Raw genomic sequence first — 16,690 nt, forward strand, 5'->3', positions numbered from 1 at the left:
TGGTGAAGGCGTCGGCGAGTGCGGCCCAGACGTAGGTGGCGTGCTTGCGGAAGCCGTACCGGACGAGCCGGGCGTAGAGCGGGATGGTTGGGCACCTCCGGGGGGTGATGGCACGGTGACGGTCCGTGCCCGGACCCGCACGCGGGCCTGCGGTCGGGAAGCACGGAATTATCCGTTGCGGCGGCGCGGGCGCGCAACGCGTTTTCTGTGCTCGGGTGCGGGGCCGAAATGTGCCGGTAAGAGATGAGTTACTTACTGGCCGGTAGGAACGCGATCTCCAGGGAAGGACTTCCTTGGAGGGTCACACAATGCGGATCGATACGGACGTGGTTCCCGACTACCCCCTGAGCTGGCAGGCTCGCGCGCTCACCGGCCTGATGTGGGGCACCGTCAAACCGGTCTCCAGCCTGCTCATGCGCCATCCGCTCGCGCTGGCCGGCGCCGCGCGGCTGGGCGAGCTCGGACGGGTCGTGCGGGTGCCGTGCCCCGAGCACGTCGCGCTCGCGCCCGCGGCGTTCTCGGCGTGCGGGGGCGAGTGGGTGCGCGCGGGGGAGGGGCTCGACGAGCGCAAGATGGTGCTCTACTTCCACGGGGGCGGCTATTTCTCGTGCTCGCCGCGTACGCACCGGTCCATCACCTGGAGGCTGTCGGCGGCGGCCAGGCGTCCCGTGCTCGCGCTCGACTACCGCCAGGGGCCGGTGCACAAGCTGGCCGACTCGCTGGCCGACGCCCTCGACGCCTACGACTGCGTGCTGCGCCAGGGGTACGCGCCCGAGGACGTCGTGCTGGCGGGCGACTCGGCGGGCGGCCACCTGACGCTGGCGACGCTGCTGGCGCTGCGCGACGCGGACCGCCCGCCGCCCGCCGCGGCGATCTGCCTGTCGCCGTGGGCCGACCTGACCGACATTCCGCGCAGGGAGAACCGCTGGCAGGACCCGATGCTGCCGGCGGGACGGGTGCGCTGGCTGGCCCGCCGGTGGACCTCGGGGCTCGACCCGTGGGACCCGCTGGTCTCGCCGGTGCACGGGGACTTCACGGGGCTGCCGCCGCTGATGATCGTGACGGGGTCGACGGAGGTGCTGCGCGACGAGGCGCGCCGGGTGGCCGCGCGGGCGCGTGAGTCGGGTGTGCCCGTGCGGTACGAGGAATGGCCCAGGATGCCGCACGTCTTCCCGATCCTGGCCGACGTGCTGCCGGAGGCGCGGCAGGCGTTCCGTCACATGGCGCGCTTCCTGAAGGAGGTGGCTGCGACGGGTTCCGCCACCGAGGACACGGCGGCGGCCTGATTTTTACCCGTCCTATTTGGGGGCAATGGCATACGCGGAGGAAAGAGAGCAGTGTAAGGTTAGGTATACCTAACTTGCTCAGGGGGACAGCTCATGGCGGAACAGCAGGTCGACCACCACCGGGGGATCGTGCAGCGGACCGAGCGCATCTCGCGTCACATGGTGCGCGTCGTCGTGGGGGGCGACGGGCTGGCGCACTTCTCGACCGACGGATGCACCGACCACTACGTCAAGCTCGTGTTCCCGTACGAGGACGTCGACTATCCGCGCCCGTTCAGCATGAAGACCTGCCGCGCGACGATGCCGCGCGAGCACTGGCCGCGGCTGCGCACCTACACCGTGCGCGCGTGGGATCCCGACGCCCTTGAGCTCACCCTTGACTTCGTCGTGCACGGTGACGAGGGCCTGGCCGGTCCCTGGGCCGCGCAGGCCACGCCCGGCGACGAGCTGATCATGCTGGGTCCCGGCGGCGGCTACGCGCCCGACCCCGGCGCCGCCTGGCACCTCCTGGTGGGCGACGAGAGCGCGCTGCCGGCCATCGCCGCCGCGCTGGAGGCGCTGCCCGAGGGCGCGCCCGCGCACGTGTTCGTCGAGGTGGACGCCCCCGAGGACGAGCTGAAGCTGGAGACCGCCGCCGACGCCCACATCACCTGGCTCTACCGGGGCGGCCGGCCGGTGGGCGAGCCGCTGGTCGCGGCCGTGCGGGCACTGGAGTTCCCCGGTGGTGACGTGCACGCGTTCGTGCACGGCGAGGCCGGGTTCGTCAAGGAGCTGCGCCGCTTCCTGCGGCTGGAGCGGGGGATCGGCCTCGACCGGCTGTCGATCTCCGGCTACTGGCGGCTCGGCGTGGACGACGAGGCGTGGCGCGCGGTCAAGAGCGACTGGAACCGCCAGGTCGAGGCCGAGGAGGCGGCGGCCATCGCGTCCTGACCCCCGGATGCGCTGTGCCACTTCAGACCGCTATGTCACTGCTTTTACTCACCTAGAGGGTACGACCGCCTTACCTCCAATACCCCTTATGTAAGACATGCGGAAAGCCTTCGCGGATGCCGCCACAGTGTGCTGTGCCAGGACACCGATCAGGGGAAGGCGGCCCGGATGGCGCGTGGTGCGAGCGGCATGCCTCCCGGCGTGCGACCGCTTACGGTGGGGGACCCGGTCATCATCGGCCGCTACCTGCTGCTCGGCCGCCTGGGAACGGGCGGGATGGGGATCGTCTACCTGGCCGAACACCCGCAAGGTGGCCTTGTCGCCCTCAAAACCCCGCATCCAGTGCATCTCAACGATGCCACGTTACGGGCCCGCTTCGCAGAGGAAGTCGCCTTCTCCCGCAGATTGCTGCCCTTCTGCACGGCCGCCGTCATCGAGGACGGCGCCGAAGGGGAGCGCCCCTACCTCGTCACCGAGTACCTTCCCGGCCCCGCGCTCTCCCAGGTCGTCCTGGCCGGCGGGCCGCTGACGCCCGACCTGGCGTACGGCGTCGCGCTCGGCGCCGCCGCCGCGCTGGTGGCCGTGCACGAGGCCGGTCTCGTGCACCGCGACCTCAAGCCGGCGAACGTGCTGCTGTCCCCCGGCGGGCCGCGGGTCATCGACTTCGGCATCGCCCGCGACGTGGCCGTCTCCGCCGCGCACACCCAGGCCGGGCAGGTCATGGGCAGCCCGGGATGGGTCGCGCCCGAGCGGCTGACCGGCGGGGCCGCGCTGCCCGCGTCCGACGTCTTCGCGTGGGGCTGCGTGGTGGCGTTCGCCGCCACCGGGCACCACCCGTTCGGCACCGGCGACGACGACGTGATCACCCGCCGCATCCTCTTCGAGCCGCCCCGCCTCGACGGCGTCCCCGCCCTGCTGCGCCCGGCCGTCGCCGCCGCCCTCGCCAAGGACCCCGCAGCACGCCCCGACTCCGCCGCCCTGCTCCGTGCGCTGCTGGCGTCCGGCGGCGTCGGCGCCCCCTGGGACCTGCGCCAGGCGGTGGCCGAGGTGCTCTCCACGATCTGGACGCCGCTCCCGCACCGGCTCGGGGGCGACCACTCAGAAGGCAGCGGTCCCGCCGCCCTCCTGGAGGGGGGTGGGCCGGCTCGGCTCTCAGGCGCGGGCGAGCCGGCCCTGACCCCCGTCGGGGACGGGCTCGCGGGGCCGACGGCCGGGGTGGACCGTTCCCGGCCGGCCAGGCGCGGCCGGCGGGCCCGGCAGCGCGCGCACCTCGGCCACGCGGGCTTCGCCGCGCTGGCGACCGTCTCCATCGCGGCGGTCACCGTCATCGCGGCCGCCGGCGGCGACGGCAGGAGCGCCGAGGGGGGCGCGCTGCCGCCCGGCGACCTGCCCGCCGTGGTGCAGACCTCGGGCAGCGCCCACTCCGCCATCAGGCCCACAGCCTCGGCCGGGCGCGGGGTGCCGGTCGTGCGCGCGGCGACGACGGCTCCGCCGCCGGGCACGTCCACGGTGATCGTCACGCAGACGATGACGAAGGGCCCGGTCAGAACGCTCACGCCGTCCTCCGGCAGCCCGTTCAGGCAACCTCGCACCCGCACCTTCGGCCCCGGCGGCCGGGACGGCGACGGCGGCCCCGGCGGTGGCGCCGACGAGCCGCAGACCTGCGCAGGCCCTGGCCGCCGCCCGGTCCCTCGCCGCGCCTGCCCCACTCCGTCGTCCTCGATCAGCACCATCCCTCAGGACGGCCCCGGCGAGCCGGAAAGCCCGTCCCCGGCCCCCTCGGAGACCCCGCCGACCAGCACCCCCACCCCGTGACGCTGAAAAGGTGAGGGCCGCGCCGGTGGTGGGGCCCCCACCATCGGCGCGGCCCGGTCGCCGGGGAACCGTCCCATGCCCTAGGACGTGTGCCGGCGAGCCTGTGCGGGGTCAGCGGGCGAACTGCTCCTCTTCCGTCGACCCCTTGAGCGCCGTCGTCGAGGAGTCGGGCGCCACGGCGGTGCTGACCAGGTCGAAGTAGCCGGTGCCGACCTCGCGCTGGTGCCGGGTGGCGGTGTAGCCGCGCGCCTCGGCGGCGAACTCGGCCTCCTGCAGCTCGACGTAGGCGCTCATGCCGTCGGTCGCGTATCCCTGGGCCAGGTCGAACATGCCGTAGTTCAGCGCGTGGAACCCGGCCAGCGTGATGAACTGGAACTTGTACCCCATGTGCCCCAGTTCGCGCTGGAACTTGGCGATGGTGGAGTCGTCCAGGTGCGCCTTCCAGTTGAACGACGGCGAGCAGTTGTAGGCGAGCATCTGGTCGGGGTACTCGGCCTTGATCGCCTCGGCGAAGGCGCGGGCCACGTCGAGGTCGGGCGTGCCGGTCTCCATCCAGAGCAGGTCGGAGTACGGCGCGTACGCCAGGCCGCGCGCCACGCACGCCTCCAGCCCGTTCCTGACCCGGTAGAAGCCCTCGGCGGTGCGCTCGCCGGTGACGAACGCCTGGTCGCGCGGGTCCACGTCGCTGGTCAGCAGGGTCGCGGCCTGAGCGTCGGTCCGCGCGATGACCAGGGTGGGCACGCCCGCCACGTCGGCGGCGAGCCGGGCGGCGTTGAGCGTCTTGATGTGCTGGCCGGTCGGGATGAGCACCTTGCCGCCGAGGTGGCCGCACTTCTTCTCGGAGGCGAGCTGGTCCTCCCAGTGCACGCCGGCGGCGCCGGCCGCGATCATCGCCTTCATCAGCTCGAACGCGTTGAGCACGCCGCCGAAGCCGGCCTCGGCGTCGGCCACGATGGGCGCGAGCCAGTGGGGCGCGTCGTCCACGCCCTCGGACCAGGTGATCTGGTCGGCGCGCAGCAGCGCGTTGTTGATGCGGCGCACGACGGACGGCACGGAGTCGGCCGGGTACAGGCTCTGGTCGGGGTAGGTCTGCCCGCTCAGGTTCGCGTCGGCGGCCACCTGCCAGCCGGACAGGTAGATGGCCTTCAGCCCGGCCCGCACCTGCTGCACCGCCTGGTTGCCGGTCAGCGCGCCGAGGCTGTTGACGTAGTCCTCGGTGTGCAGGAGGCTCCACAGCCGCTCGGCGCCGAGCCGGGCCAGCGTGTGCTCCTCCTGGACGCTGCCCCGCAACCTGATCACGTCATCGGCGCTGTAGGTGCGTTCGATGCCGGCCCAGCGAGGGTCGTTCTCCCATTCGTCCCGCAGCTGCTCAGCAGCTCCCTTGAGGCGATCGTTCACCGTTCACTCCTTCGGTCGTCCCCTGGGGCTCACGCCGAGTCTCTGCCCTCGCAAGCACCGTCAAATAGGGCAAACCACCGAGAAGAATCGCGATTCTTCCGTCTTTATGCATTGCTCGCGCGTATTCAGCAGTGAAGAATTCGCAACTTTTACCTTTGGCCTAGACCAATCCGCCGGGCGCATCGGGGCGGCGCCCGAACCCGAATCGGCATCGCGTTGAGGCTAGAAAATGACCGGAAATTCTGTCTAAGATCCCACTATGGCGCCCGTGCTGAGCGAAGAACCGCTGTCTTTGACGCAGGAGCTCGATCTGATCGCGTTCGGCCAGCGCCTGCGCCACCTGCGGAAACAGCGCGGGCTCACGCTGTCCGACCTCGGCTCGCGCGTCGGCCGGGCGCCGAGCCAGCTCTCCCTGCTCGAGAACGGCAAGCGCGAGCCCAAGCTCTCCCTGCTCAAGTCGCTCGCGACCGCGCTCGGCGTGCCCGTCGAAGAGCTGCTGCGCCGCCAGCCGCCCAACCGCCGCGCCCAGCTGGAGATCGCCCTGGAGGAGGCCCAGCGCGACCCCGTCTACGCCGGCCTCGGCCTGCCCCGGCTCAAGGTCTCCGCCCGCGTGCCCAACGACGTGCTCGAACACATACTCGGCCTGTACGGCGAGCTACGCGCCCGCCAGGCCAGGGGCACCGCGACGCCCGAGGAGGCCAGGGTCGCCAACGCCGAGCTGCGCCGCCGCCAGCGCGAGGTGGGCAACTACTTCCCCGAGATCGAGAAGGCCGCCGCGGAGGCGCTCGACGCGGTCGGCTACCGTACCGGCGCGCTGTCGCAGAGCATGATCCAGAGCGTGGTCACGCACTTCGGCTACACCGTGCACACCGCCCAGGACCTGCCGCGATCGGTGCGTTCCATCACCGACCTGCGCCACCGCCGCATCTACGTCAAGCACGAGCAGCTCGGCATGCACACCCCGCGCACGATCCTGCTCCAGACGCTCGGCCACCTCGCGCTCGGCCACGACAAGCCGCGCGACTTCGCCGACTTCCTGCGCCAGCGCACCGAGGCCAACTACTTCGCCGCCGCCGTCCTGGTGCCGGAGAAGGCCGCCGCGCTCTACCTCCAGGAGGCCAAGTCCGACCGGGCGCTGTCGGTGGAGGACCTGCGCGACGTCTTCGCCGTGTCGTACGAGATGGCCGCCCACCGCTTCACCAACCTCGCCACCCACCACCTCGGCCTGGTCTGCCACTTCGTGCGCAACGACGCGGGCGGCACCATCTACAAGGCGTACGAGAACGACGGCATCGTCTTCCCCGCCGACGAGCAGGGTGCCATCGAGGGGCAGCGGATGTGCCTGCAGTGGTCGGGGCGGCAGGTGTTCGCCTCGCCCGACCGGTTCTCCGTCTACTACCAATACTCCGACTCGCCCACCGGCACCTACTTCTGCGTGGCGCACGTCGATCCGTCGCGCGAGCGGGACTTCGCGATCACGCTCGGGGTGCCGTACAAGGAGTCGCGCTGGTTCCGCGGGCGTGAGACGACCAACCGCACCCGCTCCAACTGCCCCAACGGCGACTGCTGCCGCCGCCCGCCCGCCGAGCTGGCCGAGCGCTGGGAGGGCTACGCCTGGCCGTCGGCCCGCGCCAACAGCCACGTGCTGGCCGCGCTGCCGCCCGGGTCGTTCCCCGGCGTGGACGAGGCCGACGTCTACACGTTCCTGGAGCGGCGCGCGGCGGGCAGCTGAGGCTTCAGGCCCGGCCCCTGACCCGCGACCACCACGTCGCCGCCCGGTCGAGCACCTGGTCGCAGCGGTAGTACAGGCCCGGCGGCACGTGCGGGAGCACGGTCGAGTGCCGCCGGCCGAGCAGGGTGAGCAGCTGCTCGGGGGGCAGCTTCGCGTAGCGCGGCAGGTTCTCGTACCAGCGGGCGCTGTAGCGCGCCGCCTTCTGGGCGCGCCGGATCGTCGCCTGCCGGCCCCGCTCGTAGCCGGCCAGCGCCGCGGCGAGGTCCTTCTCGGTGGTGAGCGAGTGCACCAGGTGGGCGGCGTCGCCGAGGGCGAGCGCGGTGCCCGCGCCGATGGAGTAGTGGGTGGTGTGCGCGGCGTCGCCCATGAGCACGAGGTTGCCGTGGTGCCAGCGCTCGTTGGTCACCGTACGGAAGTTCAGCCAGCGGGCCCGCTCACCGGCGTCGTCGCGGCCGATCAGCGGATGGCCGTCGAGGATGTCGGCGAACAGCTTCTCCAGCAGCGCCAGGCCCTCGGCGTCGGCCGCCCGGTCGAGGCCGAGCCCCTCCCACGTCTCGGGCGAGCACTCGATGACGCAGGTGCTGTGGCCGGCGTCGTAGCCGTAGCCGTAGCACCAGATCCAGCCGTGCGGGGTTTCGGCGAAGGAGAACGTGAACGGCCCGAACACCTTGGTCGTGCCCAGCCACAGGTAGGCGTTGCGGCCGAGCGCGACGGCGGTGCCGAAATGGCCGGAATGCCGCTCGCGCAGCGCGCTGTGGACGCCGTCGCAGGCCACGATCAGGTCGGCGTCGGACAGCTCCTCCTCGCCGGTGATCTCCCGCCCGTACTCGATCCGCACGCCGAGCGAGCGGGCCCGGTCGGCGAGGATGCCGAGCAGCAGGTTGCGGCCGATGCCGAAGCCGCCGTCCCAGTGGCCGACGCGGGCGGGCGGATGCTCGCCGACCCGCGCCACCCACGACTTCCAGCGCACCGAGCCGTCACGGATCGCCCGCGCGGACTCCGGGTCGATGGCGCGCAGCTTGGCGTACAGCTCGTCCCAGTACGTCACGCCCCACCCGTACGTCGAGCCCTCCGGATAGCGCTCGTAGACGGTGACCTCGTGCGCCGGGTCGGTGCGCTTCAGCAGCAGCGCGAAGTAGAGACCGGCGGGACCACCACCGACGCACGCGACCTTCATCCCCGAACCCCCTGATGTGACGCAATGCCATCAATCCATTCCAGAGGGTAACAGGTGGGCGCGTCCCGCCCGTGGAGGCGGGCTCACGACGGTTCGTTCAGAGGACCAGGTCGACCCCGTAGCGGTCCAGCCAGTAGTGGAGCTGGACGAACCGCTCCAGCGCCGCCCTGCTCCCCGGCGAGGCCGGTTCGTCGACGGTCGCGCGGGCCTTCGCCCAGTCGACCAGCCGCCCTGCGGGCGAGCTTTTGAGCTCCAGCAGCTCGCGGGCCCGTTCGCGCAGCGCCTCGTCGTACGAGGGATCCTGGGTGGCCGGGTAGGGGCTCTTGATCCGCTGCAGGATGCTGTCCGGCAGCAGGTCGGCCGAGGCCGCCCGCAGCAGGCTCTTCTCCCGCCCGTCGAACGTCTTGATCGCCCACGGCGCGTTGAAGACGTACTCGACCAGGCGGTGGTCGCAGAACGGGACGCGCACCTCCAGCCCCACGGCCATGCTCATCCGGTCCTTCCTGTCGAGCAGGATCTGCACGAACCGGGTCAGGTGCAGGTAGCTGATCTCGCGCATGCGCCGCTCGTGCCCGCTCTCGCCCGGCAGCCGCGGCACCTCTTCCAGCGCCTGCCGGTAGCGCTCGGCGCGGTAGCCGGGCAGGTCGAGCAGGCGCAGCAGGTCGTCGTGGAACAGCCGCTCGGCCCCGGCGTGCGCGGCGGTGGCCGGGCTGGCCAGCCACGGGAACGTTTCGGCCGCCACCGACTCCGGGTCGTGGAACCACCGGTAGCCGCCGAACACCTCATCGGCCGACTCGCCCGACAGCGCCACCGTCGAGTGTCCCCTGATGGCCTTGAACAGCAGGTACAGCGACGTGTCCATGTCGCCGACGCCCATCGGCAGGTCGCGCGCCCGCAGCACCGCCCACCGCACCGCCGGGTCCATCAGCGCGCCCGAGTCGAGCACGATGTCGCTGTGGTCCGCGCCCGCGTGGCGGGCCAGCTCGTGCACGTACGGCGTGTCGGGGGTGGAGCGGGTGAGGTCGGGCTTGAAGTTCTCGCTGTAGCCGGTGAAGTCCACCGAGAACGAGCGCACGGTGCCGAGACCCTGCTCGCGCAGCAGCTTGGCGGCCAGCGCGGTGACCATGCTGGAGTCGAGGCCGCCCGACAGCAGCGTGCACAGCGGCACGTCGCTGATGAGCTGCCGGGTGACGATGTCGTCGAGCAGCTCGCGGACGGTCTTGACGGTCGAGCCCACGTCGTCGGGGTGCTCGCGGGAAGCGAGCCGCCAGTAGCGGCGCTTGACGATGCCGTCCCTGGAGACCCGGACGACCTGGCCGGGGCGCACCTCGTACAGGCCGGACAGGATGCCGTGCTCAGGCGTCTTGACGAACGCCAGCAGCTCGCGCAGCCCGTCCATCTCCAGCACGCGCCTGGCCAGCGGGTTGGCCAGGATCGCCTTCGGCTCCGAGCCGAACAGCACGCCGTGCGCGGTCGGGTAGTAGTAGAGCGGCTTGATGCCCATGCGGTCGCGCACCATGAGCAGCCGTTCGGCGCGCGGGTCCCAGACGGCGAAGGCGTACATGCCGTTGAGGTGCTCGGCCAGGTCCTCGCCCCACTGCAGGTAGGAGCGCAGCAGGACCTCGGTGTCGCTGCGGGTGCGGAAGGCGTGCCCGTGTCCCTCCAGCTCGGCGCGCAGCTCCTCGAAGTTGTAGATCTCCCCGCTGTACGTCAGGACCGCCGCCTCCCGGCCCTCCTCCCGGCCCTCTTCCCGGGCCACCATCGGCTGCCGCCCGCCGGCCAGGTCGATGATGGCGAGCCTGCGGTGCCCGATGGCGGCGTGCGGGGCCAGCCACAGCCCTTCGTCGTCGGGCCCCCGGCAGGCCATCGTGCCGGTCATCTCCTGCGCGGTCCGCCGCTCCTGCCGCAGGTCACGCTCGAAGTCCACCCAGCCGGCTATGCCACACACGTCGATCTCCCGTCGTCCCAGGATCGGAGGTGTGCCCGCCATCGGGTAGAGCGTTGGGCAAAACCCGTACAAACTTGGTCAACGCGGGCGGGCGATCACCCGGCAGCCCGCGCCGGGCGAGTTCGAGACCGCCTTCCACCTGACCGGCTCGTCGCCTGGCCAGGCCGGTGACAGCGCCAGCTCGCGGGTGAAGACCTGCAGGAACGTGCGCATCTGCACCATCGCCAGGCGATCGCCCAGACAGGTGTGCGCGCCGCCGCCGAACGGCATCCACCCATAACCCGCCGGCCGGCCGTCGAGCCAGCGTTCGGGGCGGAACGTGGCCGCGTCGGGATAGAGGGCCGGGTCGTGGTGCAGCGTCCGCAGGTGCACGATGATCGTGGTGCCCGGCGGCAGCAGCCTGCCGCCCAGCTCGAACGGCCGCCTGACCACCCGGCCGAAGAACGCCACCGGCGGGCGCACCCGCAGCGCCTCGTACGTCACCGCGCTCGCGTACGCGTCGCCCTCGCCCAGCTCGCTCTCGCCGGTCACCCGCCGCAGCACCTCGGGATGGCGCACCACCCGCTCGAACACCCAGGCCAGACCGTTGGCCGTGGTCGTACGCGCCCCCGCGATCATGCTCATCACCTGGTCACGCACCACCGCGCGGGGCAGCGGCGCATCGTCGTCGTCGCGCGCCCGCAGCAGCGCCCCGAGCAGGTCGTCGCCCTCGTCGCCGGCCCCGAGCCGCCGGTCGATCTCGCCGTGGATCAGCCGGTCGCAGGCGTCCTTCGCCCGCTGGTACGCCGGCCACCAGTCCAGCGCCCCCGCGTGCCGCAGCGCGTAGCGGACGGTGATCTCGTAGGAGTCGGCCCGCCTGAACAGCTCGCGCAGCGGCACCCGCCAGGCCCGCTGCCGCTCAGGCGAGAGACCCATGGTGAGCTCCAGGACCGCCTCCATCAGCGCCCCGTGCAGCAGGGGCCGCAGCGGGAACGGCACGCCGGCAGGACACCGGGCCGCCGCCCGCAGCGCGAGCCGCTCCGTGGCCGCGCGCAGCCGCTCGGGCACCCGGTCGCGGACCGACGGCGCCATGAGCGTACGGATCTCGCGATGCTCGGCCCCCTCCAGCCTGGCCAGCCCGCTCGGCCCGATGACCGGCTCCTGCACCCGGTTCGCCGGGCCCGCCGCCACCACGCCGGCGGGCGCCCGCATCACGGCCCTGACCAGCGCGGGATCCGACACCAGCACCGCCCGGCCGATGCCGGGGAACCACAGGCCGAACATGCCGCCCGTACGGCGCAGCCTGCGCTCGACCACGCCGTCGCCGGTCAGCAGCGCGGCGGGCAGCACGCCGCTGCCCAAGAAGGTTTCCCAGAACCGGGGGCTCCTGCGGCAGACCGTCACGAGAGAGTAACTTACCGTCATGCGACATACCCGCAGTGTGATTCCGGATACTCCCGCGGCCGGCGCGACCGCCCGGCCGGTACGCGACCGGCGCGGGCTGCGGGCGTTCGTGGAGCTGCCCTACCTGCTGCACGGCGACGACCCGCACTTCGTGCCGCCGCTGCGCGGCGAGTGCCGGTGGCTGCTCGACCGGCGCCGCAACCCGTTCTTCGCCTACGGCGACGCCGAGCTGTTCACCGTCACCGCCGGCGGGCGGGTGGCCGGCCGCGTCGCCGCCGTGCACAACCCGCGGCACAACGCCGCCCACGGCGGCCGCGACGGCTTCTTCGGGCAGTTCGCCTGCGCCGACGATCCCGCCGTCGCCGCCGCGCTGCTCGGCGCCGCCGCCCGGTGGGCGCGCGAGCGGGGTCTGACGAGCCTCGCCGGGCCGGTCAACTTCACCATGAACGACGAGTGCGGGCTGCTCGTCGACGGCTTCGACGAGCAGCCGGCCGTGATGATGCCGTACAACCCGCCCTACTACCGCGACCTGCTCGAAGGGTGCGGGCTGCGCAAGGCGAAGGACCTGTGGGCGTGGCGGCGCGGCCCCCACCGGCTCGGCGAGCGGCTCGCCCGGGTCGCCGAGCGGGCGCGGCGGCGGCACGGCCTGACCGTACGCCCCCTCGACGGCCGCCGCTTCGCCGCCGACATCGACCGGGTCAAACACGTCTACAACGACGTCTGGCGCCACAACTGGGGCTTCACCCCGATGACCGACGCCGAGTTCGCCGCCACCGCGCGGCGCCTGCGCTCCGTCATCGACCCCCGCCTCATCCAGCTCGCCGAGGCCGGCGGCGAGCCGGTGGGCGTCGCCCTGGTGCTGCCCGACCTCAACGAGGCCCTGCCCGCCGCCCGCGGCCGGCTCACCACGTGGGGCCTGCCGATCGGCCTGCTCCGGCTGGCGCGCGCCGCCCGCCACGTCCGCCGCACCCGCGCGGTGCTGTTCGGCGTCGTGGAACGCCTGCGCGGCCAGGGCGTCGAAGCCGTCCTGTACGCCGCCGCGTACGACGCGATCCGCGCCCGCGGGCCCGTCGACTGCGAGCTGAGCTGGACCCTGGAGGACAACGACGCGGTCAACCGCTACCTGGCGGCCGACGGCTGCGTGCGCACGAAGACGTACCGCATCTACCGGCGCGAGCTGTGAGGCGCGTACTCGTCACCGGCGCTACCGGTTTCGTGGGCGGTCACCTGGTCAAAGCGGCGCTCGCCCGGGGGCACGCGGTCACCGCGCTGGCCCGGCCGTCCGCGAGGGCCGCCGCGCTGCGCGCGCTGGGCGTGCACGTGGTGGAAGGCGACCTGGTCACCGGGCGGGGCGTCGAGGAGGCGGTACGCGACGCCGCCGTGGCCGTCCATCTGGCCGCCGCCGTCAAGGCCAGGAGCGCGGCCGAGCTGTGGGCGGTCAACCACGACGGCACCGCCCGGCTCGTCGAGGCGCTGGCGGCGCGGCGCGTACCGCCCCGGCTGGTGCACTGCTCGTCGCTGGCCGCCGCCGGTCCAGGAGGCAGGGGGCCGGTGTCGGCGTACGGTGCGAGCAAGCGCGCCGCCGAGGACGCGATCCGCGCGCACGCCCACCGCGTGCCGTCGGTCGTCCTGCGCCCCGGCATCGTGCACGGCCCCGGCGAGCCCGCCCTGCTGCCCGCCCTGCTCCCGCTGGTCAGGCTCGGCCTGGTGCCTCGGCCGGGCCGTGCCGCGGGCCGCTACAGCATGATCCACGTGGCCGACCTGTGCGCCGCGCTCCTCGCCGCCACAGAACGCGGCGCCACCGTACGCCACGACGACCCATCGGCCGGCGTCTACCCGCTCAGCGACGGCGTCGCCCACCACTGGCCCGGCATCTGCGCCGCCATCGCCGCCGCGCTCGGCCGCCGCACCCCGGCCGTCCTGCCGATCCCCCTCCCCGTCATGGCCGCCATCGCCACGCTGGCCGAGCTGCTGGGCCGCACCCGCCACACGGTGCCCGCCCTCAACCGCGACAAGGTACGCGAAATGCGCCACTCCGACTGGACCTGCACCTACGACGCCGCCGCCCGCGACCTGGGCTTCATCCCGTCCCTCACCCTCGCCGACGGCCTGAAAGCGGCACTCGCCTCCGAAGGATCCGACCTGCCGTGACCTCCCTTCTTCCCGCTGTACCGCTGACCTTGGGCGACCACTACGTGCTGAGCCTGGCGCGGGCGGCGACGGCCGACTCCCGCATGCACATGGCCGTCGCCGCCCACCTGCCCGGCGGCCCGCCCGCGCCGCCGGACCTGCACGAGCAGATCGCCGCCACCGCAGGACGGGCGCCCGTCCTGCGGTACCGCCTGACCGGCGCGGGGCGGCACGCCGCATGGGCGCCCGATCCGGGCTTCGACCCGGCCCGCCACGTCACCCACCACCGCCTGAGACCGGGGCAGGACGTCGCCCAGGCGGCCCTCGACCTCATCGCCGAACGCCCGCTGCCCCGCCACCGCCCGCTGTGGGACCTGCTGGTGCTGCACGGCCACACGCCGGGCGAGCACGTCCTGGTGCACCGCGTGCACCACGCCTTCCAGGACGCCCTGGGCCTGCTCAGCGGCATCAGGGCGCTGACCGGCGACGAGCGCCTGCCGCATCCGGCGCCCGAGCCGCCCGCCAGGGACGCGCCCGCGATCCGCGGGACGCTCGCCGACCTCGCCAGACTGGCCGCACCGCTGCCACGCTGGCACCCGTCGAAGCCGCCCGGCGGCCAGGGCCCGCGCCTGCTGACCGTGCCGCTGGAGGCCGGGGCGCTGCGCGAGGTCGTCCAGCGCACCGGCACGACCGTCACCCAGGTCATGCTGGCGCTGCTCGCCGGCGCCCTGCGATCGTGGCGCCCGCAGGTGTGGCGCTCGCGACCGGGGATCACGGTGAACCTGCCGGTCAGCGTACGGGGACCGCGCAACCACGCGGCGCTGGGCAACCACGTCGGCGTCTTCCCGGTCACGCTGCCGTGCGGCGAGCCGGCACCGCACGCACGGCTGCGCGCGATCGCCGACCAGACCACGCTCGCTCTGATCAGCCGGCAGCGCCGCCGCATCCGGGCCCTCTACCGGCTGCCCGCCGCCGTGTCCAGGACGGCGTTCGGCACCGCCATGCCGCTGGTGGCGCGCGGCGCGCCGCGCCGGCTCGACGTCGGCACCATCCGCATCACCGGCGAGTTCCCCGCCGCCCGCGAGCTCTTCCTGTGCCCGCCGCTGGCCCCCGGCGTCTCCGCCATGATCACCCTCCTGTACGGCAGGGGCGCCGCGTCGGTGTGCGGCGTGTTCGACGCCTCCGTCGACGGCCCCGGCGAGGTCCTCGCCCTGGTCACCCACGCCCTGACCGAACTGCACGCCGACGTCGGGAAAGGCCACCGGTGACAGCGGTCAGGCGGTGGTACGGGCGTCGCGCCTGGGACGGTGGCCGGTCACCTCGTGGCCGGCGTCGGGGCGCAGGAGCAGCATCAGCAGGGCGCCGGCCAGCGCGATCGCGCCGCTGACGTAGAAGGCCAGAGAGAAGTCGCTCTGCGTGAGGGGCGTGGCGGCGGGACCGTGGGCGACCTGGAGGACGATCGCCGCGACCGCCACTCCGAGAGCCACCGAGATCTGCTGCGTCATGCTGAACAGCGTCGAGGCCGAGGCCCGGTCGGCGGAGCCGATGTCGGCGAACGACAGCGTGTTGATCCCGGTGAACTCGATCGACCGGGTGGCCCCCGCCACGAACGCCACCGCGGCCCCCACGACGAACCCGGTGCGCGCGTCCAGCAGCCCGAACGCCGCGATCGACAGCCCCACCCCGATCCCGTTGCACACCAGCACCGTACGGAAGCCCAGCCACCGCATCAGCGGCGTCGTGATCACCTTGATGACGAGGTTGCCGAGGAAGTACACGAGCACGAGCTGCCCGGCCTCCAGCGGCGTCAGCCCCCACGCCTCCTGGAGCATGAGCGGCAGCAGGAACGGGGTCGCGCTGATCGCCAGCCGGATCAGGTTGCCCGCGTGCAGGCTCGCCGCCGCGAACGTGGGCACCCGCAGCGGCCCCAGCCCGACCAGCGGGTACGCGGCGCGCCGGAACCACCGCACGGCCCCCGCGCCCACGAGCAGCCCGACGGCCAGCAGGGTGAGGTCCAGCCCGATGAGGGAGGGCTGCGCCAGCTCGGACAGGCCGTAGATGGTCAGGCTCAGCGACGCGACGATGAGGACGGTGCCGACGCGGTCGAGCGGCTTGGGCTCGCTGTCGCGCACGCTCGGCACGTACGCCAGCACGAGGACGGTGCCGGCCAGAGCGAGCGGCGCGTTCAGCAGGAAGATCCACTCCCAGCCGTACCAGGTGGTCAGGGCGCCTCCGAGCACCGGGGCGATGACGGGGGCGAGCAGCGCCGGCCAGGTGATCAGCGCGGTGGCGCGCATCAGGTCCTGCTTGCCGGCGTTCTTGAGCACGATGATGCGGCCGACCGGCACCATCAGCGCGCCACCGGCACCCTGCACGACGCGGGCGAGGACGAACTGCCATAAAGCCGTGCAGGCCGCGCAGGCGATCGAGGCCACGCCGAACACCACGATCGCGATCGCGAACACGCGCTTGGCGCCGTACCGGTCCGACAGCCAGCCGCCCAGCGGGATGAAGGCGGCGCCGGCGACGACGTAGGCGGTGATGCCGATGTTGACGCTGACCGCGTCCACGCCGAACGTCTCGGCCATCTGGGGGAGCGAGGTGTTGATGATCGTGGTGTCGAGGTTCTGCATGAACCACGCCATGGCCACGATCAGGGCCACTCGCAGGGGAGCCTTTCCCTCTGCCGCCGCCTGGTCGTCCCGAGACACCTCCGCCATGTCCTCCCCGTGGTACGCCGCGGCGGGGCCCGAGCGTCGCCCCGAAGGCACAACTCTAACCATGCCTCTCATGACGGAAACGTCCGCCCACCCCTACGGCGAGCACCCTCCGGCCGCGGAAAGGGCCGCGGCCGGAGGGGTGATACAGGGACGCGCGCCGCCGGTGCCCCT

At 73.0% G+C, this 16,690-nt stretch carries 12 protein-coding genes; 7 read left to right on the plus strand and 5 right to left on the minus strand.

The window, feature by feature from the left end; genetic code table 11:
- Positions 1–308 precede the first annotated feature (308 nt).
- The 3 genes from AB0K12_RS40790 (at position 309) to AB0K12_RS40800 (ending at position 4,031) form a co-directional block, all read left to right on the plus strand.
- A complete protein-coding gene (locus tag AB0K12_RS40790) occupies positions 309–1,286 on the plus strand; it encodes an alpha/beta hydrolase fold domain-containing protein (protein ID WP_364573268.1) in 978 nt (325 codons plus the stop codon).
- Between the two features lie 93 nt (positions 1,287–1,379).
- On the plus strand, positions 1,380–2,216 hold the full coding sequence (locus AB0K12_RS40795) for a siderophore-interacting protein (protein ID WP_364573270.1): 837 nt from the start codon (positions 1,380–1,382) through the stop codon (positions 2,214–2,216).
- A gap of 201 nt (positions 2,217–2,417) precedes the next feature.
- Complete coding sequence (locus tag AB0K12_RS40800; protein ID WP_364573272.1) at positions 2,418–4,031, plus strand: serine/threonine-protein kinase; 1,614 nt, start codon at positions 2,418–2,420, stop codon at positions 4,029–4,031.
- Positions 4,032–4,142: 111 nt separating this feature from the next.
- Here the strand turns inward: AB0K12_RS40800 and aceA are convergent, their stop codons facing one another.
- Positions 4,143–5,429, minus strand: a complete 1,287-nt coding sequence (aceA, locus tag AB0K12_RS40805; RefSeq protein WP_345402404.1) for an isocitrate lyase — start codon at positions 5,427–5,429, stop codon at positions 4,143–4,145.
- A 292-nt stretch (positions 5,430–5,721) separates the two neighbouring features.
- Between aceA and AB0K12_RS40810 the strand changes: the two genes are divergently transcribed.
- Positions 5,722–7,161, plus strand: coding sequence for a helix-turn-helix domain-containing protein (locus AB0K12_RS40810; protein ID WP_364573336.1), 1,440 nt, complete (start codon positions 5,722–5,724; stop codon positions 7,159–7,161).
- Between the two features lie 4 nt (positions 7,162–7,165).
- Here the strand turns inward: AB0K12_RS40810 and AB0K12_RS40815 are convergent, their stop codons facing one another.
- The 3 genes from AB0K12_RS40815 to AB0K12_RS40825 all read right to left on the minus strand — a co-directional run bounded on the left by AB0K12_RS40815 (position 7,166) and on the right by AB0K12_RS40825 (position 11,627).
- Positions 7,166–8,338, minus strand: a complete 1,173-nt coding sequence (locus AB0K12_RS40815) for an FAD-dependent monooxygenase (protein ID WP_364573275.1) — start codon at positions 8,336–8,338, stop codon at positions 7,166–7,168.
- 97 nt (positions 8,339–8,435) lie between these two features.
- Entirely contained in the window at positions 8,436–10,328 is a 1,893-nt protein-coding gene (gene asnB / locus AB0K12_RS40820) for an asparagine synthase (glutamine-hydrolyzing) (protein ID WP_364573277.1), read from the minus strand.
- Positions 10,329–10,364: 36 nt separating this feature from the next.
- Positions 10,365–11,627 (minus strand): cytochrome P450, encoded by a 1,263-nt coding sequence (locus AB0K12_RS40825; protein WP_364573279.1) that lies wholly within the window; start codon positions 11,625–11,627, stop codon positions 10,365–10,367.
- A 79-nt stretch (positions 11,628–11,706) separates the two neighbouring features.
- Between AB0K12_RS40825 and AB0K12_RS40830 the strand changes: the two genes are divergently transcribed.
- From AB0K12_RS40830 to AB0K12_RS40840, 3 genes are read left to right on the plus strand one after another with little or no spacing between them, the layout of a single operon-like run.
- The gene (locus AB0K12_RS40830; protein WP_364573281.1) at positions 11,707–12,852 is read left to right on the plus strand and encodes a hypothetical protein; all 1,146 of its coding nucleotides are present in this window, start codon (positions 11,707–11,709) and stop codon (positions 12,850–12,852) included.
- Complete coding sequence (locus AB0K12_RS40835) at positions 12,849–13,820, plus strand: NAD(P)-dependent oxidoreductase (protein WP_364573283.1); 972 nt, start codon at positions 12,849–12,851, stop codon at positions 13,818–13,820. The genes AB0K12_RS40830 and AB0K12_RS40835 overlap by 4 nt, the downstream gene beginning before the upstream one ends.
- Positions 13,817–15,067: a wax ester/triacylglycerol synthase domain-containing protein gene (locus AB0K12_RS40840; protein ID WP_364573285.1), complete on the plus strand. Its 1,251-nt coding sequence runs from the start codon at positions 13,817–13,819 to the stop codon at positions 15,065–15,067. Before AB0K12_RS40835 ends, AB0K12_RS40840 begins: the two co-directional genes overlap by 4 nt.
- A gap of 6 nt (positions 15,068–15,073) precedes the next feature.
- Here the strand turns inward: AB0K12_RS40840 and AB0K12_RS40845 are convergent, their stop codons facing one another.
- A complete protein-coding gene (locus AB0K12_RS40845) occupies positions 15,074–16,519 on the minus strand; it encodes an MFS transporter (protein WP_364573287.1) in 1,446 nt (481 codons plus the stop codon).
- Positions 16,520–16,690: the final 171 nt, after the last annotated feature.

The organism is Nonomuraea sp. NPDC049419 (genome assembly GCF_040676995.1).
In the GTDB taxonomy this organism is placed as follows: domain Bacteria; phylum Actinomycetota; class Actinomycetes; order Streptosporangiales; family Streptosporangiaceae; genus Nonomuraea; species Nonomuraea salmonea.